A 26,676-nucleotide genomic window follows, 5' to 3' on the forward strand; every position below is an offset into this window, starting at 1 on the left:
AAAGCGTATTCAGATCCCGACTGTTTCCCCCGGCCAACCGGCCTGACTCAATGCCTTGAGCAGTGTTTTCGCGTCCAGACCCGGCACGGTGTGGCCGTTACCTTCCGTCGTTTCAGCCGCCAACAGGGCGTTGATGATCGCTTCCTCCACCGCTTCAGTCGCGGCCAAAAACAACTCGCTGATGTGGTCATTGTTGACCATGCTCAGGTTGTTGCAGGTGGGCGCACCTTTCCCTTCGTAAGCGGCCGGTGGCACGTGTTGGTTGCCGGTGGCGAAGGCGATGAAAATGTCGCCGCTGTGGTCTTCGTTGCCGCCGCCGGTACGGGCAAGCCCGAGGCTGGCACGCTGTGCGAGGCGCGTGCATTGATGCGGCAGCAGCGGCGCATCGGTGGCCAGGCAAACGACGATCGAGCCCATCCCCGGATAAGGCAGCGATGCCTTGAGGAACGGTGAGTCAGCCTGTTCCATATAGCGACCGACCGGGTAACCGTCGACGCGCAGCTCATTGCGAATGCCATGGTTGGCCTGGACGATCGCACCGACGGTCCAACCGCCCTGGGCCTTGCTCAATTGGCGTGTTGCCGTTGAGCACATGGACGCCGGCAAAACACGGTTACAGCCGCGTTGACCCAAACAGTGGCCACACACCAGAACCCTTGTAGGAGCACTCAGTCCTTCAGCGTGAACACCAACGCCTTCAACCCGCATTCAATATCAGCATCCGGAAACTCCGGTGGATTCTCCAGCCGCCGCTCGAACCGCAAACCCGGCGCTTCACGCATCACGCCATCAATCAGGAAGTCCGCCCCGAACGCCGGATCGTTCATGCACGCCAGCACCGTCCCTTGGGGACTGAGCAACTCCGGCAGCCGACGCAACACGCGCTGGTAATCCTTGGTCAGCAGAAAACTGCCTTTCTGAAAGGACGGCGGATCGATGATCACCAGGTCGTAAGGGCCCTTGCCGATCACCTTGCCCCAGGACTTGAACAAGTCATGGCCAAGAAAACTCACCTTGCTCATGGCATGGCCATTGAGCCGATGGTTGTCACGACCACGGTTCAGCGCCGGGCTGGACATGTCCAGGTTGACCACGTGTTCGGCGCCACCTTCGATGGCCGCGACCGAAAAGCCGCAGGTGTAGGCGAACAGATTCAACACGCGCTTGCCGTCGGCATTGGCCCGCACCCAGTCGCGACCGTAGCGCATGTCGAGGAACAACCCGGTGTTCTGCTTGCGACCCAGATCCACCCGATAACGCAGACCGCCCTCGGTGATGATCAATTCCTCGATCACGTCCCCAAGCAGCCATTCGGTGGTGCTTTGCAGCAGGTAGCGGTGTTGCAGCAACAGCGTCTGCGCCCCTGACTGTTGCCACTGCGCCGATTCAGTGACCGCCATCAGCAACCGCTTCAAATCTTCCAGCTGCGCCGCTTCAGGTTCCTTGAACAGCGACACCAGCACCATACCCTCCAGCCAGTCGACGGTCAACTGCTCCAGCCCAGGCCAGCACCGGCCCCGGCCATGGAACAACCGACGGGTTTCTGCGGGTGCATCGGCCAGGGCTTTCAGCAAATGGTCGTGAAGGGTGGAGAGAGCGTCAGCGTTCATCGGGCAGGGCCAGCAGTTTGATGGGGGCGGCATTTTAAACACAATTGCGCCGGGTTTCTGCGGGGCATTACCAAACCTCATGCCCCCATGACATTTAATGGTTACAGCCCCTCAATCCCCCAATGTTAAAAAATTGCAAACACAGCTCATCAACAACAAAAAAGAGCGTTTGCACCTATGACTGAATCTCTACGCCACGACCCGCGCTCTTCGCCCCCTGACATTTGCCATGCGACCTCCACAGTCTGCGTGCATTTCTGATCATCCAAAAAATCACTGAAGAGTAATGACCCATGAAAGAACTCGACCTGTACATCGGTGAAGGTTTCGAAGGCCCGGGCATAAACGCCGCGCATATCAACATTCTGATCGGCCCGCGTAACGGTCCGGCGGGACAGGCGTTTGCCAATAGCCTGGCGTCGCCGAGCCAGGGCCATTGTCCGTTCATGGTGATCGCCCAGCCGAACATTCCGGTGAAGCCGATGACCCTTTATGTCAACAAGGCTGCGATCAGCAGCGACTTGCATGGCAACGCTACCTGGGGCGCGTCGCAGGCCGGGATCGCCAAGGCTGTTCTGGAAGCGCTGCTCGACGGCACCTTGCCGCCGGAAGCCGAGGATGAGTGGGCGATCGTCACCGCGAACTGGGTCAACCCGGCCTGCGATGACCTGGATGCGGTCTACCTGAACAACTACAACGCCTGCCGCACGGCCATCCGTGCCGCGCTGACCGGCAAACCGGAAACCGCGCAACTGGCGGATGTGGTCGATCACATCAGCAACCCTTTCTACACGCCAAAAGCCTGAGGTCCGCGCCATGCAATACATTCGTCTTGGCCACTCCGGCCTGCAAGTCTCCCGCTTGTGCCTGGGCACCATGAACATGGGCACCCCGGACTGGAAACCGTGGATCTTCAATGAGAAGAAGAGCGAGCCGATCGTCGCGCACGCGTTGGATAACGGTGTGAACTTCATCGACCTCGCCGACTTCTATTCCGCCGGCGTCGGCGAGGAAGTGGTCGGGCGCATCGTCAAGCGCCTGGCCCGTCGCGAGGACCTGGTGATCACCACCAAGGTCGGCTACGGCACCCGCACCGGGATCAACGCCAGCGGCCATTCGCGCAAGCACATCATGGACAGCATCGACGCCTCGCTGAAGCGCCTGAACATGGAGTACGTCGATGTGTTCATGCTGCATTACTTCGACGTGAACACGCCGGTTGAAGAAACCATGAGCGCCATGAACGACATCGTGCGTTCCGGCAAGGCCCGTTACATTGGCGTGTCGACCATGCTCACCGGGCAGTTGGCGAAGATTCTCATGGCCTGCGAACGCAATGGTTGGGTCAAGCCGATCAACATGCAGCTGCAACTGAACTGCGCCTACCGCGAAGAAGAGCGCGAGATGATTCCGTTCTGCCGCGACCAGGGTTTGGGCGTCTCGGTGTTCAGCCCGCTGGCCCGTGGCTTGTTGACCGGTGACGTGCAGTCGACCCGCAACCAGACCGACTTCTTTACCCAGCAGATGTACAGCGACGAAGCCTCGTTCCAGATCGCGCATTCGGTACAGCGCGTGGCCCGTGCCCGTGGTGTGTCGAATGCGCAGATCGCCCAGGCCTGGGTCGCCAATCATCCGGGCGTGGATTGCATGCTGGTCGGCGCTGACACCACCGAGCAATTCGACAGTGCGCTGGCGGCGCTGGAAACCCGACTCGATGCCGAAGAACTGCATGAACTGGAACGCAATTACACCCCGTGCGACGTGATCAACGATTACACCGCCGGCAAACGAATCTTGCGTTCGGCCCGTCCAGGTCTTGAACGCTTCAACCTGACCGAGGCTGTGGCATGAGCGCGCTGATCCGCAATGGCAATTTCATCGATGGTCAGTGGTCCTGCGCCGGCTCGACCTACCCGGTGTTCAACCCGGCTAACGGTGAGTTGATTACCGACGTGCAAAAGGCAGGCGCCGAAGAAACCAACCGCGCCATCGATGCCGCCAACCGTGCATTGCCATCCTGGCGCAAGTTGACCGCCAAGGAACGCAGCCAGAAGCTCAAGCGCTGGAGCGAGCTGATGCTGAGCAACCAGAAGGATCTGGCGACGCTGCTCAGCCGCGAGCAGGGCAAGCCACTGGCCGAAGCCATGGGCGAAGTGGTTTATGCCGCGAGTTTTCTGGAGTGGTTCGCCGAAGAAGCCAAGCGCGCTTACGGCGACGTGATCCCAAGCCACAAGGCTGACGCGCGGATCATCGTGGTCAAGGAAGCCATCGGTGTCGTTGCGGCGATCACCCCTTGGAACTTCCCGCTGGCGATGGTTACCCGCAAGGTCGGCCCGGCGCTGGCGGCCGGTTGTACGATGATTCTCAAACCTTCGGAAGAGACGCCGTTGTCCGCGTTCGCCTTGGCGGTGCTGGCCGAGCAGGCGGGCATTCCGGCCGGTGTGTTCAACATCGTTTCCGGTGATGCCGTGGCGATTGGCGGGGCGCTACAAGCCTCGGGCATCGTGCGCAAACTGTCGTTCACCGGTTCCACGCGCACCGGCAAATTGCTGATGCGTCAGGCCGCCGACACCCTGAAAAAAGTCTCGCTGGAACTGGGCGGCAACGCGCCGTTCATTGTCTTCGACGACGCCGATCTGGACGCTGCGGTCAAAGGCGCCATGGCCTCGAAATTCCGCAACACCGGGCAAACCTGCGTCTGCGTGAACCGCTTCTTTATCCAGGACGGCGTGTACGAAGCATTCACCGGCAAGCTCGCTGAAGCCGTGGCGGCGATGCGCGTCGGCAGTGCGCTGGACGGTGAAACCGAGCAAGGTCCGCTGATCAACGCGGCGGCGCTGGCCAAGGTTGAACTGCATGTCGGCGATGCGCTGGAGAAGGGCGCCAAGCTGTTGTGCGGTGGTCGTCGCCACGCACTCGGCGGTACGTTTTATGAACCGACCATCCTCGCCGAAGCCACCAGCGACATGCTGATCGCCCAGGACGAAACCTTCGGGCCGGTGGCGGCGTGCTTCCGCTTCAAGGACGAAGCCGAAGTGCTGCAAAAGGCCAACGACACGCCCTACGGTTTGTCTGCTTACTTTTACAGTCGTGACATCGGCCGTGTCTGGCGCATGGCCGAGGGCCTGGAAGCAGGCATGGTCGGAATCAACGAAGGGATCATTTCCACGGAAGTGGCACCGTTCGGTGGCATCAAGGAATCGGGCCTCGGTCGTGAGGGTTCGAAGTACGGTCTGGATGACTACCTGGAAATCAAATACCTGTTAATGGGCGGCCTGTAACGGCGCCAAACCTTGTGGGGGAAGGCTTGCTCGCGACAGCGGCGTGTCAGGCAACATAAATGTCGACTGACACTTCCTCTTCGCGAGCAAGCCCGCTCCCACAAAAAGCTATCGGTTTCATTTCTCCGTCAATAACAACAATTGGAGACTTACATGTCCGTACAACCGGTAAAAATCGACGACCTGCCCATCGGGCGCTTTCACCTCAAAATCGCCGGACTGACCTTCGGCGCACACTTCACCGACGGCTACATCCTCGGCCTGATCGGTATCGCGTTCACGTTGCTCAGTCCGCAAATGCAGCTGGATGCGTTCTGGCAAGGTTTGATTGGCGCTTCGGCACTGATCGGCCTGTTTCTCGGCAGTCTGTTTTTTGGCTGGATCTCCGATAAGGTCGGCCGGCAGAAAATCTTCCTGGTCAGCTTCGTGCTGATTACCATTGCCTCGGTGATGCAGTTCTACGCCGAGACAGCCATGGGACTGTTCCTGTGCCGAGTGTTGATCGGTATCGGGTTGGGCGGTGATTTCAGCGTCGGTCACGCCATGCTGGCCGAGTTTGCACCGAAGAAACATCGCGGTGTGCTGCTCGGTTCGTTCAGCGTGATCTGGACCTTCGGCTACGTTGCCGCTACGTTCGTCGGCACCGCCATGCTCAGCCTCGGCGACGATGCCTGGCGCTGGATGCTGGCCTCGTCGGCCATCCCGGCGGCGCTGATCCTGATTGCCCGCATTGGCACGCCGGAGTCGCCGCGTTGGCTGGTGAACCAGGGTCGAATCGCCGAGGCGCGAGCGATCGTCAAGAAACACCTGGGTGACAACGTCGAGCTCGACGAAACCCAATCCACCGAAACCCGTTCCGGCTACGCCGTGCTGTTCAGCCGTGAATACCGCAAACGCACCGCGTTCAATTGCCTGTTCTTCGTCTGCATCGTGATGCCGTACTTCGCCATTTACACCTTCCTGCCGTCGATCCTGCAAAAGATGGGGTTGGCCGAAGGCTTTGGCACGGAGCTGATGCTGAACATGCTGCTGATCCTCGGGGCGCTGATCGGCATCTGGTGCACGATTAAATTCTCCCGCCGCGGGTTCTTGATCAACTCGTTCATCATTCTGGCGGTCGCGTTGTTCATGTTGGCCGTGTTGCCGAGCAGCGCGGCGTTCCTGATGGTGTTGGTGTTTGGTTTGTTTACCCTGGTGTTGTCGGCGGTGAGCAACCTTGTGGGGGTATTCCCGGCCGAGAGCTTCCCGACCGAAGTGCGGGCCAGCGGAATTGGCCTGGCGACAGCCGTCAGTCGCTTGGGCTCGGCGGTGAGTACGTTTCTGTTGCCGGTGAGCGTGGCGGGTATCGGCTTGAGCCCGACCATGGGCATTCTGGCGGCGATCCTGGCGCTGGGGGCGTTGCTGTCCTGGGCCTGGGCGCCGGAGACTAAATCGTTGACGTTGAGCCAGGCGTGCAAGGCGCAGAGTCCGGTGGAGGGGAGTGCAACGGGGGCAGTAAAAGTCGCGGCACCGATCTAATCAAGCCTCACCACCGTCTTCTGTAGCAGCTGCCGTGGCTGCGTTCGGCTGCGCAGCAGTCGTAGTCCAGACAACCCGGTCAACCTGAAGGACCGAGTAACCTGATCTTACGACTGCTTCGCAGCCGAACGCAGCCTCGCGGGCTCGGCAGCTGCTACAGGTGCGGGTGATCAGGGATTACTGACCAATGCCAACCAATCGGTAAACAACCGCACTTTCGACAACCCTTGCTTGTCGTTCGCCACATCCAGCCAATAGCCATACGGTCCGATCACTTCCACCGGGGTGATCGGCAACAAACTGCCATTGGCCAGTTCCTTCTCGATCATCTGCCGATCAATCACTGCCAATCCACCCCCCGCCAGCGCGGTATGGATCACCTGATCCAGTGTGCTGAATTCCAACCCTTGCCCGGCATCCACATCGTCGCGGTCCATCGCCGCCAGCCAGTTTTCCCAGACTTTCAAGCGCTTGCCGTCGTGCAAAATGTGCAGCAACGGAAACTGCCTCAGGTCCGGTGGTTGCCCATCGTTGAACAGTTCCGGACTGGCCACCGCGATGTGCCGTTCCATCACCAGTAACTGACTGCTGCAATGGCTGGCGGCTTCGAGGCCGAAGCGGATGTGGCAATCAATTTCCGCGAGGTTGTCGTGGCTGGCCTGGTTGGTCACGCTCAGGCTGATGTCCGGGTAACGTTGGCAGAACACGCGCAAGTGCGCCGACAACCAGCGCGTGGCCCAGGTTGGTGGCGCGAGAATGCGCAAGCGCTGACGCAGGTTCGGCACGCGCACGGCTTGCAGGGCGCGTTCGATGTGGTCGAAGGCCTCCGCCAGATGCGGGGAGAGGGCGGTGCCGGTTTCGGTCAGTGACAAGCCTTGGGGCGTCCGTATGAAGAGCGCCACGCCGAGGTAGTCTTCGAGCTGTTTGATCTGGCGACTGACGGCACCCTGAGTGACGTTCAGGCCCAGGGCGGCCTGGCTGAAGCTGCGATGCCGCGCGACTTCCTCGAAGACACGCAGCATGTTGAGCGAGGGCAGTTGACGCATGGGAGGATGGCTCCGCACCGGCCTCGGGTGTTGCGTCGGGTCGGCTTATTGTTTTTGGATGGGTTTGTGGTGCCTATCTGACTATCAGGAAGGGGCTGATGCAAGTGTTGTCTGGACGGGCGTCTTCGCGGGCAACCCGCTCCCACAGGTTCGGTGATCCTGTGGGAGCGAGCTTGCCCGCGATGGCGTCCTCAAGGACGCCAAAAATGCCGGATCAGAAGTAATAGCCGATGTTCATATACAACTGGTTTTCCCACTGGTCACTACCACCCGCACCCAGACTCTGGGTATAGCTGCTCCCGCCGATGTACGGATCGTTCTTGCCGTAGATCCATTCTGTCGCGATCCACAGTTTGCTCAACGAGAACGAGGTGCCGAGGATCATCCGTTGCGAGGTCTTGAAGTCGTTGGCGGATTTATCGAAGGCGCTGTAGTTGACGTACAGCTTCACGCCGCTGACCTGATCGAACAGGTATTTGCCGGCCACGTCATAACTCACATCCGCCACATACAGATTGCCGCGACTGGCGACGTTGTACGTGCCGTCGTAACCGCCCAGCGTCACCAGTTCATCAGTGCCGGCGTTGCGCGGCGACATCTGTTGCCGCGCCGCTTGCAGCTGAACACCCCAGGGACCGTTCTTGCCCAAATAGTGAACGGCCACGGCGTTACGCCGGCCATCGTCATTGGTGTCCCTGTTCTGAAGCGACGACGTCAGGCCAGAAAGGCCGATTTCAGACTTCCATGGTCCCAGGTCCAGCGCCTTGGCCACGCGCAGCACCACGGTGTTGCGCTCCTGGTTGTCGCTGCCGTCGGCGACGTAACTGTCGGCTTCGGACACCACACTGGAGTAGGTGACCCCGTTGCTGGTGCCTTTGCCTTGCCACGCCGGGCGCAGGTAGTAACCGGCCTGGAGGTTCCAGTCGCCCGATTGCTGGATGTACTTGGCGCCAACCTGTTGCACATCTTCCAGGCCGATGACGTTGCCCAGGGTTTCGTAGAACGTGCTGCCGAAGTACGGCTGCAAACCAAATGGCACCGTGTTCAGGCCCACTTGCACCTGCTGATCGGTGTTGAACTTGTAGCCGGCCCACGCGAACTTGGCGAACTGGATGTCACCGTAGTTCTTGGTGTACTGGTAAGGGTAGGACCGCCCGTAGAAACGGTATTGAGCCTCACCGATCCACGTGTCGGAGTTGTACTTGGCGCTGAGGAACACGGTGTCCAGGCCGAACTTCTGGATGTCACGGTCCGGATCGTAATCCCAGCGGGCACGAATGGCACCGCCGAGGTCCAGGTTGTCGGTCACTTGTACCGCCATGGCAGGCGCTGCGAAGGTGCAGAGTAAAGCGAGGCAAGACGGACTAAGGCGCAGGGAAGCAGGGAAGTGCATGGGGCAGCTCTCGGTTATTTTTATTAGAGATGCCGGCCAGTCTTGCGATCAGCGATGCGTTGAACAAACGATAAAAAGCGCGATAGAACCTTCGTCAAATGCATGTTAGTTAGAAAATCCTGTAGGACAATACACGGCGAGCGTGGGATGCTTTGTGCCTTGTAACCCCTATTGAGAGCCCTCCATGAAACGCAAAATGCCCGGCCTCAACGCGCTGAAAGCCTTTGAAGTGGCTGGCAGCACGGGCAGCTTCACCCGCGCTGCCGAGTTGTTGAACGTGACCCAGAGCGCCGTCAGCCGCCAGGTGCGTCAGCTGGAAGAACAGCTCGACGAGACGCTGCTGGAACGCCGCCACCATCACCTCGAACTGACCAGCGCCGGGCGAATTCTGCTGCGGGCACTGCATCAATCCTTCGACAAGATCGAACTGACTGTGCGCAGCATCCAGCAGAAAACCCATTCCAATCGCCTGCACATCAACGCGCCGCCGACCTTCACCAATCGCTGGCTGATGCCGCGGCTGGGGCGATTGCGGGAAAAGCATCCGGAACTGGAACTGAGCATCACCACACGGTTGCAGGACAGCCTGGCCGAAACCAGCACGCTCGATTGCGCGATCCGTTTCGGCGACGGCGAATGGGACGGGCTGGACAGTTCGCTGCTGATCCAGGAACGGCACATTGCGGTGTGCGCGCCGTCCTTGTATGCGCGGGAGTGGAGCGGGCAGGGCATAGATCTCAATCGCCTGACGTTGTTGCACGTCCTGGCCCGGGAAGACCAGCGCTACCTGACCTGGAAACACTGGCTGGGCGCGGCGCGCATTACCGGCGTCGATACCCAGGGCGGCTACGAGTTCGACCTGCTGGACCTGGCGATCCGTGCGGCCGTCGACGGGTTGGGCATCACCATCGCCGACTGGCACATGGTCGCCCCGGAGCTGGCCAGCGGGCAGTTGACCCAAGTGCTGAACGTACATGTCGAAGGGCATCAATCCTATTGGCTGGTGACCCGGCCGGAGCAGACATTGATGCCGCAGTTGCAGGTGTTCAGTCAGTGGTTGCAGGAAGAGATCTGGCTGGCGCAACGGCAGCTAGAGCCCTCGACCGCCGCCAACTGACCACGCCCAACCCACATTTGATCATGACGCTGCAGGGGTAACCTGTATTTTTCGAATGTTACATCGCTCAATAAATCGTTTGTTCAACTCATGCCAGATGCCAAGACTGCGTCTCACTGGATAAAAACAACGATGGGCGATGCACATGCGACTCGAGCGAAATTTTGTTAATGGTCACTTCATAGAACCTGCCGGCGAAGCGCTGATCGCAGTCTTCAACCCGGCGACCGAAGCGCTGGTAGGCCACGTCTCGGCCGCGACCGCCGATGAAGCGGTCAATGCGGTCGAAGCCGCCGCCGCAGCCCAGAAAGTCTGGGGCAAACTCACCAGTATCGAACGCGCCGAACACCTGCGCTCCTTCGCCGACGCCCTCGATGCCTGTGCCGATCGTATCGGTGCAGCCCTCGCCGCCGAATCCGGCAAGAGCGTGGCTGATGCCAGCAACGAAGCCCGCTACGCGGCGCAGATCACCCGATATCACGCCGAATGGGCGCGGCGGATCGAAGGCGAGATCATTCCCAGCGACTCCCCCAACGAAAACCTCTTTCTGCACCGTGAGCCAATCGGTGTGGTCGCCTGCCTGATCCCGTTCAACTACCCGGTCTACACCTTGCTGCGCAAAATCGCCCCGGCGCTGATTGCCGGCAACACCGTGGTGGTGCGTCCGAGCAACAACACCCCGACCTCTGCGTTCGAAATCGCCAAAGCCGTGCAGCAATCCGGTTTGCCGGCCGGCGTGGTCAACATCCTGACCATGGACCACGCCACCGCCGCTGCGGTGTGCACTCACAAAGCCGTCGGCTTGATCACCCTGACCGGCAGCGTCAACGCCGGGCGCATCGTGCTCGACTACTGCAAGGCCAACATCGCCAAGCCGTCGCTGGAACTGGGCGGAAAAACCCCGGCAATCATCGAGGCCGATGCCGATCTTGAAGCCGCCGCCAGCGCGATAGTCGCCTCCAAGACCACCCACTGTGGCCAGTTGTGCACGGCGGTGGAGCGGGTCTATGTTCAGGAAAGCGTCTACGAAAAATTCCTCGCCCTGCTCAAAGCCAAAATCAGCGCTGTGAAATTCGGCGACCGGGCCACCGATGCCGGCCTGATGGGGCCGTTGGTCAACGCCAGCTCGCAACAGAACATCCACGCCATGGTCGAGCGCGCCGTCGCCGACGGTGCTGTACTGGAAACAGGCGGCTTTATCCCGCAAGGCCCCGGCCATTTTTACCCGCCGACCCTGCTCAGCGGTTGCCGTCAGGACATGGAAATCATCCAGGAAGAAATCTTCGGCCCCGTGTTGCCGGTACTCAAGTACCGCGACATCGACGAAGCGCTGGCCATGGCCAACGACCATCAGTTCGGCCTGTCTTCGGTGCTGTACACCGAGAACTACCGCACCACGATGAAAGTCGCCAACGCCATCGAGGCCGGCGAGTTGTACGTCAATCGCACCCCGGCGGACCCGTACCAAGGCTTCCACGCCGGCTGGAAACGCTCGGGCCTGGGCGGCGATGACGGCAAGCACGGCATGCTCGAATTCACCCAGACCCGTCTTGTGGTGATGAAGTATTGATCCACCCGCAACACGCCTCACGCTGCACCCATAAAAACAATTATCAGGGGCGCCCGGACCACCGGGCTGCCCGAGGTCTCCTAGATGTCCAAGCATGCATCCACTGCTGCCGCTGTTCAGGGTTCGAACGCGGGTTCAAAAGTCCACAGTGACAAGGGAAGTCGCTATTTCCAACTGATGCTATTAGTGCTGGCCGCCGGTGCGATCTATCCGATCCTGTACCTGCGCCAGGTCTACCAGACCACCATGCTCGAAGTGTTCCAGATCAACCACAGCGAACTGGGTTATCTGTACTCGATGCTCGGCACGATTTTCCTGTTGTCGTATCTGCCCAGCGGTTGGTTGGCGGATCGCATTGCCCCACGATTCCTGATTTTCTTCTCGCTGGTCGCCACTGGCGCCCTGGGCCTTTGGTATTCCACCGCGCCGTCGATGACCGGTTTGATGATCATCTTCGGTTGCTGGGGCCTGACCACCGGCCTGACGTTCTGGGCCTCGGTGCTCAAACGCGTGAAAATGATCGCTCATCACACTGAACAAGGGCGTTTCTTCGGCATCCTCGATGGCGGTCGCGGACTGGTCGAAGCCTTGCTGGCGACCGTCGCGCTGGGGCTGTTTGCCTTCGCCACCGAAACCCGTGGCGAGTCCGCCGCTGAAGGCTTCAAGCACGTGGTCTACCTCTACGCCTTCACCTGTATCGCCATCGGCTGTGTGCTGGTGCTGATCAAGGACCCGAAGTCGATGGAAGACACGGCGGCGGTGGAGAAGGGCAAGTACAACCTGCTCAGCGACCTGACCACCTTGGTGAAAATCCCTGAACTGTGGCTGGTGACGGCCATTGTGTTCTGCGGTTATCACATCTTCTGGGCCACTTACAGCTTCTCCGATTACTTGCAGGGCGGTGGCATGACCGCGGTCATGGCCGGCACCATCACCACCATCAAGTTGTGGATGCGCCCGATTGGCGGGATCGGCGGTGGCTGGCTCGGTGACAAGTTCTCGAACATCTCGGTGCTGATCGTGGCGCTGTTCCTGGCAACATTGGCGATGGTCGGCCTGATCGTGTTCCCGGCACTCAACAGCATGGGCTTGTTGATCGGCACGGTGATTTTCATTGGTTTGATGACTTATGCCATTCGCGGCTTGTACTGGGCGATCCTCGACACCTGCAACATTCCGCTGCGCATCACCGGCCTGGCCATCGGCATTGTCTCGGTCGTCGGGTACCTGCCGGACGCTTTCATTCCCTTGATCAACGGCTACCTCACCGAACATTTCCCGGGGGCCTTTGGTTACAAGCTGTATTTCGGTTACATCGCTTTCGTCGGCCTGCTCGGGACCCTGGCGGCCCTGACCCTGCGCGCTCGAATCAATCGTCAATCTTTGAACAAGACAGGTGCCTGAGATGAAAATCGTCGCCCTTGAAACCCATATCGTCGCCGTACCGCCACCGCACATCGGCGGCATGTACTGGCTGTTCGTCAAGCTCAAGACCGATTGCGGCATCGAAGGCGTGGGCGAGATCTACGCCGCGACCTTCGGCCCCAAAGCCATGCTGCCGATCATCGAAGACGTGTTCGAACGCTACCTGCTCAACCACGACCCGCACCACATCGAACGCTTCTTCCGTCAGGCCTATTCGAGCGGTTTCACCCAGCGTCCGGACCTGACCATGATGGGCGTGGTCAGCGGCCTGGAGATGGCCTGCTGGGACATCATCGGCAAAGCGGCGAACAAGCCGGTCTACGAATTGCTGGGCGGCAAGGTCAATGAACGCCTGCGTTCCTACACCTATTTGTACCCGGTCAACAGCAAGGGGGAGTACGACTACGACGACCCGGACCTGGCGGCCGAGTGCGCCATCGAGAACATGAACAAAGGCTTCACTGCCGTGAAGTTCGACCCGGCCGGACCGTACACCGCGTACTCCGGGCACCAGATTTCCCTGGAAGTGCTGGAACGTTGCGAAACCTTCTGCCGCAAGATCCGCGAAGCGGTGGGCGACAAGTGCGATTTGCTGTTTGGCACGCACGGGCAGATGGTGCCGTCCTCGGCGATTCGCCTGGCCAAACGCCTGGAGAAATACGATCCGTTGTGGTTCGAAGAACCGGTGCCGCCGGGACAGGAAGAAGCCATGGCGCAAGTCGCGGCCAAGACCAGCATCCCGATTGCCACCGGCGAACGGCTGACCACAAAGTACGAATTTTTCAAATTACTGCAGGCTGGCGGCGCGTCGATTCTGCAAATGAACGTCGCTCGTTGCGGTGGTCTGCTGGAGGCGAAAAAAATCGCCAGCATGGCCGAGGCTTATTACGCGCAGATCGCGCCGCATCTCTACAACGGGCCGATTGGCGCGGCGGCGAGTTTCCAATTGGCCACCTGCACGCCGAATTTCCTGATTCAGGAAAGCATCATGACCTGGGGCGGTTTCCATGCCGAAGTCCTGACAAAACCGTTGCAATGGGAGGACGGCTACATCATTCCGTCCACCGAACCGGGTCTGGGTGTAGAGCTGAATATGGACGTGGTGCGCCGGCATTCGCCGTACACCGGTGAGCGGTTGCATTTGCAAATGACACCGACCCCGGCAGACGTCAAAGACACATCGCCAGCCAGAGGCTGACGGGAGAGGGCTCAATCCCTCTGTAGGAGCGAAGCTTGCTCGCGGAAGCGGTGGGTCAGCCAATATCAATGTTGACTGATGCGACGCCTTCGCGAGCAAGCTTCGCTCCTACAGGAGGGGCGCTCGGTTTTTTTTGTACAACGACTTACGCGGTAACCGTGCATGACTTACGACTACATCATCGCTGGCGCTGGCGCCGCGGGCTGCATTCTCGCCAATCGGCTCTCGGCATCCGGGAAGTACTCGGTGCTGCTGCTGGAGGCGGGTGGCAAGGACAGTTCCCTGTGGTTCAAGATCCCGGTCGGCTTTGCCAAAATGTATTACAACCCGACCTTCAATTGGATGTACTACAGCCAGCCGCAAAAGCAGCTGGGCAACCGCGAAATCTATGCCCCGCGTGGCAAGGTCCAGGGCGGTTCGGGTTCGATCAACGCGATGATCTACGTTCGCGGCCAGGCCCATGACTTCGACGATTGGGCCGCCAACGGCAACGATGGCTGGGGTTTCAAGGATGTGCTGCCGTACTTCCGCAAACTGGAAAACCATCCGCTGGGCGACAGCGAATACCACGGCGGCAGCGGCCCGATCAGCATCACGCCGATGAAGGGCCAGACCCATCCGATCTGCGATGTGTTCCTCAAAGGCTGCGACGAACTCGGCTACCCGCACAGCGACGACTTCAACGGGCCGAAATTCGAAGGTTCGGGGATCTACGATGTCAACACCCGCAACGGCCAACGCTGTTCCAGCAGCTTTGCGCACCTGCATCCGGCATTGAGCCGGCCGAACCTGACGGTCGAGCACTACGCGCTGGTGGACCGGGTGCTGTTCGACAATGGTCGTGCGACCGGGATCTCCATCACCCAGCACGGCGTGGTGCGCACCTTCGCCGCGAGCAAGGAAGTCATTCTGTGTGCCGGTGCCGTGGACACGCCAAAGATTCTGCAATTGTCCGGTGTCGCCGATCAGGCGCTGCTGGCCAGGCACAGCATCCCGTTGGTCAAACACCTGCCGGCGGTGGGGCAGAACCTGCAAGACCACCTGTGCGCCAGTTATTACTACAAGGCCAACATCCCGACGCTCAATGACCAACTCAGCTCGCTGTTCGGTCAGTTCAAACTGGGCCTCAAATACCTGTTCACCCGCAAGGGCGCACTGGCGATGAGCGTCAACCAGGCCGGCGGGTTCTTCCGGGGTAACGAGCAGCAGCACCATCCGAACCTGCAGCTTTACTTCAACCCGCTGTCTTACCAGATCCCGAAAAACAACAAAGCCAGCCTCAAGCCCGAACCGTACTCAGGCTTCCTGCTGTGCTTCAACCCGTGCCGGCCAACCAGTCGCGGGCACATCGAGATCGCCTCGAAAAACCCGCGGGACGCCGCACTGATTGACCCCAATTACCTGAGCACGCAAAAGGACATCGACGAAGTGATCCAGGGCAGCCGCCTGATGCGCAAGATCATGCAGGCGCCGGCGCTCAAACGCATCACCGTCGATGAGGTGCTGCCCGGCCCGGCCATCGAAAGCGATGAACAGATGCTGCAGTATTTTCGGGAGAACAGCGGTTCGATTTATCACCTGTGCGGCTCCTGCGCGATGGGCGCGGACGAGCAGCGGTCGGTGGTCGACAAGCGTCTCAAGGTCCATGGTCTGGACGGTTTGCGCATTGTCGATGCATCGATTTTCCCCAACGTAACCTCCGGCAATACCCACGCGGCGGTGTTGATGGTGGCGGAGAAAGGAGCCGATCTGATTCTGCAGGACGCCTGATTTCATCACCTTCCTGTATCAAAAATGAATTTCCGCCGAGTCCGCTGCTCATACCTGTAGGCAGCGGATTTGAGCCCGCGAAATCATTTATGCGATCAGGGAGTGGCAAGGTCATGTGTCCAATATCGATGGCGGGCGAGCAGCTTCCTGATGGGTTGATTCTGGTGGTTGAAGATGACCCGCTGATTCTGGAATTTCTCTGCGAAATTCTTCAGGAGGAAGGTTTCAAGGTTGAACCGCACGCTAGCGCGGACGCCGCATCGGTTTACCTGGAGTTGCACGCGAACGAGGTGGGTCTGTTGCTCACGGACATCACCATGCCCGGAAAGCGTAACGGCGCGGATCTGGCCAATGAGTTCGGCGATCGATGGCCCGAGAAGCCGATCATGATCATGTCCGGTTTTGAAACCCCCGAATCCGCCGGGGTGCGGCATGCGGTGTCGTTCATCAAGAAACCCTGGGCGTTGGGGCAACTGCTGGATTGTGTTGAAGGGGCCTTCAAGTCGCGGCGGTCGGTGTAGGTCGTGTACATTGACGGACCTGCCTGACACACGAAGGAAGCTCATCCTTGTCTGCCCACGAATCCGTTTTTAGTACGCCGTATCGCGCGTTCCTGTTCGACATGGACGGCACCGTCCTCAACTCCATTGCCGCCGCCGAGCGGATCTGGACCACCTGGGCCCTGCGCCACGGCGTGGATGTCGAGTCCTTCCTGCCGACCATTCACGGCGCCCGCGCCATCGACACCATCAACCGTCTGGCGTTGCCCGGGGTGGATGCCGAGGCAGAAGCCAACTGGATTACCGAAGCGGAAATCGAAGACGTGGAAGGGATTGTCGAGGTGTCCGGCGCGGCGAACTTCCTCAGATCCTTGCCAGCCAAGCAATGGGCGATCGTGACCTCTGCACCGAAGGCGCTGGCGTTGCGGCGGATGTCGGCGGCGGGGATTCCCGAGCCTGATGTCATGGTTACCGCCGAAGATGTCAGTGCCGGCAAACCGGATCCTGCAGGCTACCGACTGGCGGCTCAACGGTTAGGTGTCGAGGTGACTGACTGCCTGATCTTTGAAGATGCCGCCGTTGGGATTCTTGCGGCAGAGGCGGCAGGGGCGGATCTTGTGATAATGACCTCGACTCATGACCATCCGATTCAGACGGTGCATGCCACGCTGGTCAATTATGACTTGATGACCGTGCACGTAGATTCCGGCGGTCAAATCCGCCTCAACACCATTTAACGGGTTCAAGAAATCCCTCGTCCGCCCCCTGACCGCTAATGCTCACGCCGTCATCGGCGACCTGGCATTACGCCGAATCACCTGCGGCGGTTGGCCGAACGCCCGGAGGAAGGCTTCGCGCATGCGGCGACGGTCGGTGAAGCCGGCCTCGGCGGCGATCTGGTCGAGGGTCAGCCGTCCGCGCTCGAGCATTTGCCGTGCCGCCTCCAGGCGCAGGTTTTCGATGGCCTTGGCCGGGGACTGCCCGGTCTCGGCGCGAAAGGTCCTGCTGAATTGCCGTGGGCTGAGGCGTGCCACTTCCGCCAGTTGCTCCACCGATAACGCCGATGTCAGGTGTTCCCGGGCGTAGCCGAGGACGGTCTGAATGCGGTCGGATTTGGGCTCCAGTTCCAGCAAGGCCGAATGCTGCGACTGGCCGCCCGCGCGGCGCTGGTACATCACCAGTTTCTGCGCCACGGCACGGGCCAGGTCGGCGCCGTGGTCCTTTTCAACCATGGCCAGCGCCAGGTCGATGCCAGCGGTCATGCCGGCGGAGGTCCAGATGGAACCGTCGACCACGTAAATACGGTCCTCTTCCACTTTGATCGATGGAAACCGCGCTTGCAGATCTCGCGCATAGGCCCAATGCGTGGTCGCCCGCCGTCCGTCGAGCAGACCGGCCTGGGCCAGCACGAATGCCCCCGAACAGATCGACGCCGTGCGCCGGGCGGTTTTCACGTTGTCGCGCAAGTACGCCAGCACAGCCTCGGGCGCCTGCTCGAGGATAGAATCGCCGCCGACCACGATCACCGTGTCGAACACCCGCTCATCGAACGCCTGGGTGCCGACACTCAAACCGCCGGAAGCCCGCAGGGAACGCCCCTCCTCAGAGATCACGCTGACCTCGTAAAGCGCTTCGCCAGCGCTGAAGTTGGCGTATTCGAACACCGGCATCGCCGCCAGCGCCATGGACTGGAACCCCTCGAAAACCACGAACGCCACGGAAGTCATGTTGGTGCCCTCAAAAGCCAATGTCCGAAAAACGTACTTTAAACGTCATTTGAGACGAGTGTCAGTCCATTTATAAATGATCACACCCGGCGACCTTATCGCCTCACTGTGAAGGAAATTGAACATGGCTCTCTCAACCAAAGGCACTGCCCTGATCACGGGCGCCTCTTCGGGTATCGGCGCAGTGTACGCCGACCGTCTCGCCCGGCAGGGTTACGACCTGATTCTGGTCGCCCGCAGCCAGGGCAAACTCAATGCCCTGGCCAACCACCTGAGCAACGAAACCGGCCGCGCCGTGGAAGTGGTCGCTGCCGACCTCAAAGACAAGGCCGACCTGCTGCGGGTTGAAAGCATTCTGCGCAACGACGCGAGCATCACCTTGTTGGTCAACAACGCCGGTGTTGGCGGCGTGATGCCGTTGCTCGGCAGCCCGGTGGACGACATGGAAGACATGATCACCCTCAACGTCACCGCGCTGATGCGTCTGTCCTATGCCGTGGTGCCTGGTTTCGTCGACCGGGGCACCGGCACCGTTATCAACATTTCCTCCATCGTCGCCGTCGCTCCGGAAATCCTCAACGGCGTTTACGGCGGGACCAAGGCCTTCGTGCTGGGCCTGAGTCAGTCGATGCATCACGAACTGGCCGACAAGGGCATTCGCGTTCAGGCGGTGCTGCCTGGCGCGACCGCCACCGACTTCTGGAGCGAGGCGGGCAACCCGGTGGAAAACCTGCCGCAAGAGATCGTGATGTCCGCCGAGGACATGGTCGATGCCGCGCTGGTCGGCCTGGCGAAGGGTGAAGTGGTGACCATTCCGGGCCTGCACGAAGGCGACAAATGGGACGCTTACGAGGCCCAGCGCCAAGTGCTGTCAGGCTCGTTCGGCCACTCATCGGCGGCACCGCGTTACCGGTAAACCGATAACCCTGGGGCAGGGTGAACTAAGCTTGGATAAGGATCGTTCATCACCGGCTCGTCGAAACCTCGACAAGCCGGTGCTGCCAAAGGGAGCACACAATGCTTCACATCAGAACGCCTTTGATTCTGCACCCAGGCTTGTCAACGCCGACCCGGCGCATCTGGCTCAAGCTGGAAAACCTGCAACCCAGCGGCTCGTTCAAATTGCGCGGCATGGGCCTTTTGTGCAGTCAGGCAAAGGCCCAGGGCAAACGTAAAGTTGTCTGTCCGTCCGGTGGCAACGCCGGTTTTGCCACCGCCATGGCCGCTGCTGCCCTAGGCCTGAAAGCCTGCATTATTGTGCCGCACACCACCCCGGAAACCACCCGCGCCAGAATCAGTAAAACCGGTGCCGAGGTGATCGTTCACGGCAAGGTCTGGGACGAGGCCAATCAACGGGCCAAAGCGCTTTCACAGGATGCGGATACCGAGTACGTGCCTGCCTTCGATCATCCTGTGCTGTGGGAAGGGCACAGCACCCTGATCGATGAAGTCCTCGAGGATTGCCCTCAAGTCGATGCGTTGGTGACGTCGGTGGGCGGCGGCGGTTTGCTGGCGGGTCTGCTGACCGGATTGATTCGCCACCATCGCATGGACTGCCGGATCATCACCTGTGAAACCCAGGGTGCGGCATCCTTTGCAGCCGCCATCGAGGCCGGACATCCCGTCAGGCTGGCGCGTATCGACACCGTCGCGACATCGCTGGGCGCTGCCAAAGTGGCCGCGTGGCCGGTGCAGCACCTCCTCGACTTTTCTTACGAATGTGTGGTGCTCAGTGATGACGAGGCAATCATGGGCGTGGTGCGTTACGCCAACGACCTGCGCCAGTTGGTCGAACCGGCGTGCGGTGTTTCATTGGCGGTGGCGTATCTGGACCATCCGGCGATCGCCGAAGCCCATGACGTGGTGATTGTGGTGTGTGGCGGGGTCAGCATCAGCGCGCAGTTGGTGGCCGGATGGGCGCGCTTGTCCGCGGGGTGAAGCAAGGCAGGGCTGCACACTATCCGGCTGTCGCGAGCCCCACCGTTACCTTTTCAACCTTCATTGGCCCGCAGCAGCGCCTTCCTGGATGAGGATGGCTCTGGCCAGCTCTTCGTCGCTGGCTTTGAGTCCGGGATTTTCCTGGCGAATCTGATTCAACACCGACTCCAAGTACACACCGCGAATCGTACCGCCACTGGCCACGAAGCTGGAGGCGTCATCACGGGCGGGAATCGCCAGTTTGTTATCCTTGAACGTCGAATACAGCGATGCGGAAACCCCGGCAGAGGTGGCGACATCGCCTGCGTCCACTTTGGCGAAGGCCGAACCGACGGGCAAACACAACATGAATGAGGAGATGATAATCAGACGGCGCATAGCGATGTCCTCTGAAGCGTGAAGCAAAAAAGGAAGTACCTCATCATTTAGGATGCCCGGCGATCGTCAGGAGTTCCCTGTCGATCCGTTCTGCGCGCCCTATCGTTCAAAAACGCAGCGTTGCTCCGGTGGTCAGCCACTGATCTCGTTCCCCGGTCAGGTTGCGGCCCACCACCAGATCCACGTCGATGCGTTCACCGACATGCAGCCTCGGCCCGGCCTGCCACGCCTGTTCGCCGCCTTGCTGGCCGTAGCGTTCAGCAATCAGCGTCAGGGAACGGGCCAGGTCGTATTCGACGCCGGTGCCCCAGGTCCAGCGATGGTTGTGCTCGCCATCGTCATAGGCATGGGTCCAGCCGGCATTGAGGTTCAGGCGCAGGGTTTCGATCGGTTGGTAGGTGAAGGGCAGGTTCAGGTCGGCGCCATCGAAGGCGTGGGCCCGATTGAAGGCAAAGTGAGTCGAACCCGCCAGCGCCAATGCAAGGCCAAGGTCTTCCCGTGAGAATATTTGCGCCTTGAATTGTGGGCTCAACTGGGTTTCCGAGTCCCCGTCATCGCGGCTGTGCTGCACGGCGGCGCCGAGTTGCACGTTGGGCAGGCCCTTGAACGTGCAATCCTGTGACACCACGCTGGTGCTGGATGAACCGTGCCGACCGTTTTGATACCAAGCATCGATGTTGCATTCTCCGGGCGCGTTGATTCCGGCGTCATCCACCGCATACGCACCGCCGGCAGCGTTGGCGCGGGAGATGACGCTGAGCACCGCAATCAGACCCACGGTGACGCTGACGAACAACAAATTGCGTCGCAGACGCCGGCCTTGAGGGGCTGGCAGACTGCGCACGAAGGATGCAAACAGGTGAGTAGGTTTTTGCATAAGTGTTACCTCGAAGTTTTTTGGTTAGCGATCAGCCCGTAACGCGGTCCTGTAGCAGCTGCCGAGCAGCGCGAGGCTGCGTTCGGCGACGCAGTCGTCGTAAACCCTGCGGACGCGGTTTTACTGGCGCACCGCGGGGGCTGATTTCACGACGACTTCGTCGCCGAACGCAGCCTCGCGCAGCTCGGCAGCTGCTACACGATCGCGTTGTGGCTGAGAATGGTCAGCCCCGATCCGCTACCGATAAGGTTTGCAAACCGGCCGTCCGGGCCTGGGCGACCAGCTCTTCGGTGTCTTCGCCGCCGGGCAGGGCGATCACCACGTCAGGTCGGCTGTCGAGCAACATGAAGTGGTTGCGCAGGCGTTCAGCCGACTTGCCGTGGCGCTGCCAGTTGGGCGGGTAGCGCACGATGTCGGCACCGTGCTCCCGGGCCCACTCTTCGATATCGCCGCCCAGGAATTGATTGCCGCCATGGATCAGCACCCGCACCGGGTGCAGGCGCTGGAAGGCGTCGAGGACCCGTCGGCACAGACGGCTGTCGGCGTAATAGCGGCCCGCGCAGATCAAGAGGCGCATGAGGGATTCTCCTTGGTCAGGTCGGTGCTCTCGACCGGTTGCTCGCCGGCACGCTCCAGCAGCGGATAGCCCAAGGCGGCGATGTGGTGATGCACGCGGCGGTAATCGCGCAAGACCCGCTGGAAGATGTCGCCGGATTCGGCCCAGGTGTTTTTGTCCTCCTGCAACTTGCGAAAGTGCTCGCGGCTGGCGTGCGCTTCGAGCCTTCTGACGGCCTCCTTGCGATGGATCAAGTGGTGCGCGGTGGGAATGTCTTCACGCAGGAACACGGTGATCGCCAGGCTCAGGCTTTCCAGCAGCGCGTCGTGCAGCGGCGCGATGTTGCCCAGCTCGAACGCCGAGAACTGTTCGCCACGGCGCAAGCGGCGCATGGCCAACTGCGTCAGGCTGCTGGAAAGAATGTCCGCTGCATGTTCGAGGTTGATCACGAACAGCAGGATTTCCTGGGAGCGATCGGCATCGCTGTCACTGATGCCTTCCTTGCCGATGTCCGCCAGGTAAGCGCGAATGGCTGCGCCCAGCAGGTCCAGGGACTGATCGATGCGCCGCACTTCATCGGCACAGGCGGGCGCCGAGGTGTGGAACAGCTGCACCAGTCGGCCGAGCATCGCCGAGAGCATGTCGGCCATGCGCAGCGCTTCCCGAGCCGCGTTGGACAGGCCGATGTTGGCCACTTCCAGGCCCGCTTCGTCCAGGTAGTGCGGCATGCCCGGATCGACATCCCGCTCAGGTGCCGGCAGCAGATGGGTGAGCCCTTTGGCGAGCACATCGGTCAGGCCGATGAACACCAGCGCCAGCAGCAGATTGAAACCCGTGTGCAGTGACACCACCAGCACCGACGGCTCCAGCTTCAACTCGGCCAGCAGCCCGGCAAACGGCAACACCACCAGGGCACCCACCGCACGCACCAGCAGATTGCCCAGCGGCAAGCGTCGGCCGACGCTGGAACCGGCATTGATCACCGAAGGCAGCGCACCGCCAATGTTCACGCCCAGGACCAGCGCGACGAGGGTGGTGGCCGACAGCAAACCGGTAGCGGCCAGCGAGACGATCAGCAACACCACGGCGACGCTGGAATGGCACAGCCACGTGAGGATCAGCGCCACCAGCAATGCAATCAGCAGATCGCCGTCCAGGCTCTGCATGATCAGTTGGAAGACCGGTGTGCCTTCGACATCCGCCAGTGTTGAACCGAGCATGCGCAGGGCCAACAACATCAGCCCCAGACCGATCAGCGCACAACCGACGCTTTCGTAGCGTGAGTCATCGCGCAGCCGGAACACCATCAAACCCGCGAGCAACACGATGGGTGTGAGGATTGAAACGTCGACGCTGAGCAGTTGCACCACCAGGGTCGAACCGATATTGGCGCCGAGCATCACCGCCAGCGCGGGCGCCAGACCCAGGGTGCCGGCGGCCGTGAACGACGTCGCCATCAGGCTGACGGCGGTGCTGCTTTGCAGGATGCCGGTGATGCCGATACCCGAAAGCAGCGCCATCCAGCGGTTGTTCAAGTTGTGGCCCAGCCACTGACGCAGTGGCGTGCCGAAGCCGCGCAACAACGCCGAAGAAATCATGTGAGTGCCCCAGAGCAAGAGTGCGATGGAGCCTGCGAGGTTGATCAGTAGAGTCGTTCCCGACATCAGGACTCTCCCTTATCAGTAGGGTTAAGCGCGTCTCCCTGTGGGAGCGGGCTTGCTCGCGAATGCGGTGGGTCATTCAGCATCGATGTTGACTGACAGTCCGCATTCGCGAGCAAGCCCGCTCCCACAATGGGATTGTGGTGTTCAGGTGATTTGGGTTTGCCCCCGCACTTCGGGGGCTCAGGCCATCAGAACCACTGCTTGAAGCGGCGGATGTAGATCGTCTTCATGATCTGCGCGAACACGCAGTAGCTGAGCAGGGTGCCCACCAGCCAAGGGAAGTACGCCCACGGCAACGGTTGCAGGCCGACCAGGGTGCCCAGTGGCGAGAACGGAATGTAGATACCCAGCGCCATCACCAATCCAGTCATCAGGATCACCGGCAACGCCGCCGTGCTCTGGAAGAACGGAATCTTCTGGGTGCGCAACATGTGCACCACCAATGTCTGCGACAGCAGCCCTTCGATGAACCAACCGGACTGGAACAGGCTCTGCATTTCTACGCTGTTGGCGGCGAACACGTACCACATCAGGGCGAAGGTGGTGATGTCGAACACCGACGAGGTCGGCCCGATCCACAGCATGAAACGGCCAATGTTTTTCGCGTCCCACTTACGCGGTTTGCGCAGGAATTCCTTGTCCATCTTGTCCCACGGCAACGACAGCTGAGAGATGTCGTACATGAGGTTTTGCAGCAGCAAGTGGATCGACAGCATCGGCAGGAACGGAATGAACGCACTGGCCACCAGCACCGAGAACACGTTGCCGAAGTTCGAGCTGGCGGTCATGTTCAGGTACTTCATGATATTGCCGAAGGTCTCGCGGCCTTTGAGCACGCCTTCCTCCAGCACCATCAGGCTCTTCTCCAGCAGAATGATGTCGGCCGATTCCTTGGCGATGTCGGTGCCGCTGTCCACCGAAATGCCGACATCGGCATCGCGCAGGGCAGGGGCGTCATTGATGCCGTCACCGAGGAAACCCACGGTGTGACCGTTGGCCTGCAACGCCTTGAGCACCCGGGACTTTTGCAGCGGCGTCAGCTTGGCGAACACCGTGCGCTCCTCGACCCGCAGCTTGAGGGTGGTGTCGTCCATGTTCTCGATGTCTGGCCCGAGCAGCGGCGTGCCGGGTTCCAGCCCGACTTCGCGGCAGATCTTGCAAGTCACCACGGCGTTGTCGCCGGTCAGCACCTTGACGGTCACGCCCATGTCGCGCAGCGCGGCAATCGCCGGGCCCGCGGTTTCCTTCGGTGGATCGAGAAAGGTCAGGAAGCCACGAATCACCAGCTCGCGCTCATCCGCGGTGTTGTACTGGTTTTTGCTCTGTGCTTTCGGGATCTCGCGGGTGGCGACCAGCAGCACCCGGAAACCGTCCTCGTTGTACTCGTTGGCCAGGGCCAGCAGGTCTTTGCGGCGCTGTGCATCGAGTGCCACGACCGTGCCGTTTTCGTGAATGTGGCTGGCGATGCTGAGCATTTCCTCGACCGCGCCTTTGCACACCATCAGGTGATCGTCGCGGCTGTCCTTGACGATGATCGACAGGCGCCGACGGACGAAGTCGAACGGCAACTCATCGACCTTGCTGTAGGCGAACGGCACTCTGAATTTTGGATTGGCGTTGGCGAACTGCACCACGGCCTGGTCCATCAGGTTTTTCAGACCGCTCTGGTGATGGCTGTTGAGCCACGCCAGTTCGAGGATCGTGTCGTCGCGCCGGCCGTTGCTGTCGACGTGGTGCTCAAGAATGATCTTGTCCTGAGTCAGGGTGCCGGTCTTGTCGGTGCACAGCACATCCATCGAACCGAAGTTCTGGATCGCATTGAGGCGCTTGACCACCACTTTGCGCTTGGCCATGGCCATCGCGCCTTTGGCCAGGTTAGCGCTGACAATCATCGGCAGCATTTCCGGGGTCAGGCCGACCGCGACTGCCAGCGCAAACAGGAACGCGTCACTCCAGTCGCCCTTGGAAAAGCCGTTGAGCAGGAACACGATCGGCACCATGACCAGCATGAAGCGGATCAACAACCAGCTGACGCTGTTCACCCCGCGGTCGAAGGCCGTTTGCACCCGCGACCCGACAATCGCTTTGGCCAGCGAGCCAAAGTAGGTGCGTGGCCCGGTCGCGACCACCACCGCTTTGGCGGTGCCGCTGACCACGTTGGTGCCCATGAAGCAGATGTTCGGCAGGTCCAGCAGGTTGGATTGATCGGCGGCGCTGCGGGTCGCCGACTTCTGTGCGACGTCGCCCAGGGTGTCGTACTTCTCGACGGGCAAGGCTTCGCCGGTCAGCACCGCCTGACTGATGAACAGGTCGCGGGATTCGATCAGGCGGATGTCCGCCGGGATCATGTCGCCGGCGCTGAGCTGGACGATGTCGCCGGCCACCAGTTCGCGCATCGGCACTTCGCGCAGCACCGGGCCGTTGCCTTTTTGTCCGCGCCGCAGCACGGTCGCGGTGGTGCGGACCATGGCTTTGAGGGCTTCGGCGGATTTGGCCGAGCGGTATTCCTGCCAGAACCGCAGCAGGCTGCTCAGGGTGACCATGGTCATGATAATGATGACCTTGGTCAGGTCCGCCTCGTCACCTTCGCCCTGGCTGATCGGCAGCCAGTAATCGGTGAAGAAACTGATGCCGGCCAGGGTCAGCAGGACATAGATGAAGGGATTGTTCAGGGCTTTGAGCAGTTGGGCGAGGGCGTGAGGCGGCTTGTCGTGGGCGACTTCGTTGAAGCCTGCGCGGGCCAGCCGGCCTTCGGCCTCGAGTTCAGTCAAACCGTCAGGGGTGGCGTTGAGATTGGAGAGGGTCACGGCCAGGCCGTTTTGCGCTTCCCGAGCGGCGCGCATCGACAGTTTGGCGTTGTCGCTGCTGGCGCCTTTGGCGCGAGTATCCGGCGTTTTTACAGTCGTCATTGTGTGTGCTCCTGCCGCCGTCTTGCGGCACGACACACGGGCCGCTCATCTATTCATAGGCGAGCGAATGTATGTCGAGTCGCAAACAGGCGATCAATTTCGAAAGTGTTGTTTTCTTGTGTTTTAACGTTCGCTGCGTATCAATGGAAAGTTGATACGCAGCGAACCGTCTACTGGCTTCATCCATAACTAACTCCGA

The 26,676-nt window shown here is 60.6% G+C and carries 22 protein-coding genes and 1 pseudogene; 13 read left to right on the plus strand and 10 right to left on the minus strand.

The genetic code is table 11. The annotated features are described in order from the left end of the window. Positions 1-9: 9 nt before the first annotated feature. Both ACA068_RS13010 and ACA068_RS13015 read right to left on the minus strand, forming a co-directional pair. A pseudogene (locus ACA068_RS13010) lies at positions 10-585 on the minus strand (P1 family peptidase); the annotation flags it as partial. An 83-nt stretch (positions 586-668) separates the two neighbouring features. Beyond that, on the minus strand, positions 669-1,610 hold the full coding sequence (locus tag ACA068_RS13015; RefSeq protein ID WP_497310187.1) for a class I SAM-dependent methyltransferase: 942 nt from the start codon (positions 1,608-1,610) through the stop codon (positions 669-671). A gap of 293 nt (positions 1,611-1,903) precedes the next feature. Between ACA068_RS13015 and fae the strand changes: the two genes are divergently transcribed. From fae to ACA068_RS13035, 4 genes are all read left to right on the plus strand, one after another. After that, complete coding sequence (gene fae, locus ACA068_RS13020; protein ID WP_403101851.1) at positions 1,904-2,416, plus strand: formaldehyde-activating enzyme; 513 nt, start codon at positions 1,904-1,906, stop codon at positions 2,414-2,416. Positions 2,417-2,426: 10 nt separating this feature from the next. Beyond that, entirely contained in the window at positions 2,427-3,461 is a 1,035-nt protein-coding gene (locus tag ACA068_RS13025; RefSeq protein ID WP_497310188.1) for an aldo/keto reductase, read from the plus strand. Then, positions 3,458-4,891: an NAD-dependent succinate-semialdehyde dehydrogenase gene (locus tag ACA068_RS13030; protein ID WP_497310189.1), complete on the plus strand. Its 1,434-nt coding sequence runs from the start codon at positions 3,458-3,460 to the stop codon at positions 4,889-4,891. Before ACA068_RS13025 ends, ACA068_RS13030 begins: the two co-directional genes overlap by 4 nt. 153 nt (positions 4,892-5,044) lie before the next feature. After that, positions 5,045-6,409, plus strand: a complete 1,365-nt coding sequence (locus tag ACA068_RS13035) for an MFS transporter (RefSeq protein ID WP_497310190.1) — start codon at positions 5,045-5,047, stop codon at positions 6,407-6,409. A gap of 170 nt (positions 6,410-6,579) precedes the next feature. On the opposite strand, the gene ACA068_RS13040 is transcribed toward ACA068_RS13035, so the two are convergent. Both ACA068_RS13040 and ACA068_RS13045 read right to left on the minus strand, forming a co-directional pair. Further along, entirely contained in the window at positions 6,580-7,455 is an 876-nt protein-coding gene (locus ACA068_RS13040) for a LysR substrate-binding domain-containing protein (RefSeq protein ID WP_497310191.1), read from the minus strand. A 214-nt stretch (positions 7,456-7,669) separates the two neighbouring features. Beyond that, the gene (locus ACA068_RS13045; protein ID WP_497310192.1) at positions 7,670-8,848 is read right to left on the minus strand and encodes a hypothetical protein; all 1,179 of its coding nucleotides are present in this window, start codon (positions 8,846-8,848) and stop codon (positions 7,670-7,672) included. A 184-nt stretch (positions 8,849-9,032) separates the two neighbouring features. Between ACA068_RS13045 and ACA068_RS13050 the strand changes: the two genes are divergently transcribed. The 7 genes from ACA068_RS13050 (at position 9,033) to ACA068_RS13080 (ending at position 17,165) form a co-directional block, all read left to right on the plus strand. Beyond that, on the plus strand, positions 9,033-9,965 hold the full coding sequence (locus ACA068_RS13050) for a LysR substrate-binding domain-containing protein (RefSeq protein ID WP_497310193.1): 933 nt from the start codon (positions 9,033-9,035) through the stop codon (positions 9,963-9,965). A 145-nt stretch (positions 9,966-10,110) separates the two neighbouring features. Beyond that, the gene (gene aldA / locus ACA068_RS13055; RefSeq protein WP_497310586.1) at positions 10,111-11,535 is read left to right on the plus strand and encodes an aldehyde dehydrogenase; all 1,425 of its coding nucleotides are present in this window, start codon (positions 10,111-10,113) and stop codon (positions 11,533-11,535) included. 84 nt (positions 11,536-11,619) lie between these two features. Next, entirely contained in the window at positions 11,620-12,939 is a 1,320-nt protein-coding gene (locus ACA068_RS13060) for an MFS transporter (protein ID WP_497310194.1), read from the plus strand. A 1-nt stretch (position 12,940) separates the two neighbouring features. After that, complete coding sequence (locus ACA068_RS13065) at positions 12,941-14,158, plus strand: mandelate racemase/muconate lactonizing enzyme family protein (RefSeq protein WP_497310195.1); 1,218 nt, start codon at positions 12,941-12,943, stop codon at positions 14,156-14,158. 162 nt (positions 14,159-14,320) lie between these two features. Continuing rightward, positions 14,321-15,928 carry a GMC family oxidoreductase gene (locus ACA068_RS13070; RefSeq protein WP_497310196.1) on the plus strand — a complete coding sequence of 536 codons (1,608 nt, stop codon included), beginning with the start codon at positions 14,321-14,323 and terminating at the stop codon, positions 15,926-15,928. Between the two features lie 113 nt (positions 15,929-16,041). After that, the gene (locus tag ACA068_RS13075) at positions 16,042-16,449 is read left to right on the plus strand and encodes a response regulator (RefSeq protein WP_497310197.1); all 408 of its coding nucleotides are present in this window, start codon (positions 16,042-16,044) and stop codon (positions 16,447-16,449) included. 47 nt (positions 16,450-16,496) lie between these two features. Further along, the gene (locus ACA068_RS13080) at positions 16,497-17,165 is read left to right on the plus strand and encodes an HAD family hydrolase (RefSeq protein ID WP_497310198.1); all 669 of its coding nucleotides are present in this window, start codon (positions 16,497-16,499) and stop codon (positions 17,163-17,165) included. 42 nt (positions 17,166-17,207) lie between these two features. Here the strand turns inward: ACA068_RS13080 and ACA068_RS13085 are convergent, their stop codons facing one another. Next, positions 17,208-18,155 (minus strand): GlxA family transcriptional regulator, encoded by a 948-nt coding sequence (locus tag ACA068_RS13085; protein WP_497310199.1) that lies wholly within the window; start codon positions 18,153-18,155, stop codon positions 17,208-17,210. Positions 18,156-18,279: 124 nt separating this feature from the next. Between ACA068_RS13085 and ACA068_RS13090 the strand changes: the two genes are divergently transcribed. Both ACA068_RS13090 and ACA068_RS13095 read left to right on the plus strand, forming a co-directional pair. Beyond that, the gene (locus ACA068_RS13090) at positions 18,280-19,071 is read left to right on the plus strand and encodes an SDR family NAD(P)-dependent oxidoreductase (protein ID WP_497310200.1); all 792 of its coding nucleotides are present in this window, start codon (positions 18,280-18,282) and stop codon (positions 19,069-19,071) included. Between the two features lie 101 nt (positions 19,072-19,172). Continuing rightward, on the plus strand, positions 19,173-20,093 hold the full coding sequence (locus ACA068_RS13095) for a pyridoxal-phosphate dependent enzyme (RefSeq protein ID WP_497310201.1): 921 nt from the start codon (positions 19,173-19,175) through the stop codon (positions 20,091-20,093). 60 nt (positions 20,094-20,153) lie between these two features. Here ACA068_RS13095 and ACA068_RS13100 read toward each other — a convergent pair whose 3' ends face one another. The 5 genes from ACA068_RS13100 to mgtA form a co-directional block, all read right to left on the minus strand. Continuing rightward, positions 20,154-20,471 carry a DUF2388 domain-containing protein gene (locus tag ACA068_RS13100; RefSeq protein ID WP_403101891.1) on the minus strand — a complete coding sequence of 106 codons (318 nt, stop codon included), beginning with the start codon at positions 20,469-20,471 and terminating at the stop codon, positions 20,154-20,156. A 106-nt stretch (positions 20,472-20,577) separates the two neighbouring features. Then, a complete protein-coding gene (locus ACA068_RS13105) occupies positions 20,578-21,348 on the minus strand; it encodes a PA4824 family protein (protein ID WP_497310202.1) in 771 nt (256 codons plus the stop codon). Between the two features lie 223 nt (positions 21,349-21,571). After that, complete coding sequence (locus ACA068_RS13110; RefSeq protein ID WP_497310203.1) at positions 21,572-21,925, minus strand: DUF2493 domain-containing protein; 354 nt, start codon at positions 21,923-21,925, stop codon at positions 21,572-21,574. After that, the gene (locus ACA068_RS13115; protein ID WP_497310204.1) at positions 21,913-23,568 is read right to left on the minus strand and encodes a Na/Pi cotransporter family protein; all 1,656 of its coding nucleotides are present in this window, start codon (positions 23,566-23,568) and stop codon (positions 21,913-21,915) included. The genes ACA068_RS13110 and ACA068_RS13115 overlap by 13 nt, the downstream gene beginning before the upstream one ends. A gap of 188 nt (positions 23,569-23,756) precedes the next feature. After that, the gene (gene mgtA / locus ACA068_RS13120) at positions 23,757-26,477 is read right to left on the minus strand and encodes a magnesium-translocating P-type ATPase (protein WP_497310205.1); all 2,721 of its coding nucleotides are present in this window, start codon (positions 26,475-26,477) and stop codon (positions 23,757-23,759) included. Between the last annotated feature and the right edge of the window lie 199 nt (positions 26,478-26,676).

Source organism: Pseudomonas sp. LBUM1660 (genome assembly GCF_059695935.1).

Coding starts and splice junctions, on each gene's coding strand:
- mgtA (WP_497310205.1), bottom strand. CDS start 26,477: ATGACGACTGTAAAAACGCCGGATACTCGCGCCAAAGGCGCCAGCAGC.
- ACA068_RS13070 (WP_497310196.1), top strand. CDS start 14,321: ATGACTTACGACTACATCATCGCTGGCGCTGGCGCCGCGGGCTGCATT.
- ACA068_RS13090 (WP_497310200.1), top strand. CDS start 18,280: ATGGCTCTCTCAACCAAAGGCACTGCCCTGATCACGGGCGCCTCTTCG.
- fae (WP_403101851.1), top strand. CDS start 1,904: ATGAAAGAACTCGACCTGTACATCGGTGAAGGTTTCGAAGGCCCGGGC.
- ACA068_RS13045 (WP_497310192.1), bottom strand. CDS start 8,848: ATGCACTTCCCTGCTTCCCTGCGCCTTAGTCCGTCTTGCCTCGCTTTA.
- ACA068_RS13075 (WP_497310197.1), top strand. CDS start 16,042: ATGTGTCCAATATCGATGGCGGGCGAGCAGCTTCCTGATGGGTTGATT.
- aldA (WP_497310586.1), top strand. CDS start 10,111: ATGCGACTCGAGCGAAATTTTGTTAATGGTCACTTCATAGAACCTGCC.
- ACA068_RS13110 (WP_497310203.1), bottom strand. CDS start 21,925: ATGCGCCTCTTGATCTGCGCGGGCCGCTATTACGCCGACAGCCGTCTG.
- ACA068_RS13015 (WP_497310187.1), bottom strand. CDS start 1,610: ATGAACGCTGACGCTCTCTCCACCCTTCACGACCATTTGCTGAAAGCC.
- ACA068_RS13105 (WP_497310202.1), bottom strand. CDS start 21,348: ATGCAAAAACCTACTCACCTGTTTGCATCCTTCGTGCGCAGTCTGCCA.
- ACA068_RS13030 (WP_497310189.1), top strand. CDS start 3,458: ATGAGCGCGCTGATCCGCAATGGCAATTTCATCGATGGTCAGTGGTCC.
- ACA068_RS13065 (WP_497310195.1), top strand. CDS start 12,941: ATGAAAATCGTCGCCCTTGAAACCCATATCGTCGCCGTACCGCCACCG.
- ACA068_RS13025 (WP_497310188.1), top strand. CDS start 2,427: ATGCAATACATTCGTCTTGGCCACTCCGGCCTGCAAGTCTCCCGCTTG.
- ACA068_RS13115 (WP_497310204.1), bottom strand. CDS start 23,568: ATGTCGGGAACGACTCTACTGATCAACCTCGCAGGCTCCATCGCACTC.
- ACA068_RS13060 (WP_497310194.1), top strand. CDS start 11,620: ATGTCCAAGCATGCATCCACTGCTGCCGCTGTTCAGGGTTCGAACGCG.
- ACA068_RS13085 (WP_497310199.1), bottom strand. CDS start 18,155: ATGACTTCCGTGGCGTTCGTGGTTTTCGAGGGGTTCCAGTCCATGGCG.
- ACA068_RS13095 (WP_497310201.1), top strand. CDS start 19,173: ATGCTTCACATCAGAACGCCTTTGATTCTGCACCCAGGCTTGTCAACG.
- ACA068_RS13100 (WP_403101891.1), bottom strand. CDS start 20,471: ATGCGCCGTCTGATTATCATCTCCTCATTCATGTTGTGTTTGCCCGTC.
- ACA068_RS13050 (WP_497310193.1), top strand. CDS start 9,033: ATGAAACGCAAAATGCCCGGCCTCAACGCGCTGAAAGCCTTTGAAGTG.
- ACA068_RS13040 (WP_497310191.1), bottom strand. CDS start 7,455: ATGCGTCAACTGCCCTCGCTCAACATGCTGCGTGTCTTCGAGGAAGTC.
- ACA068_RS13035 (WP_497310190.1), top strand. CDS start 5,045: ATGTCCGTACAACCGGTAAAAATCGACGACCTGCCCATCGGGCGCTTT.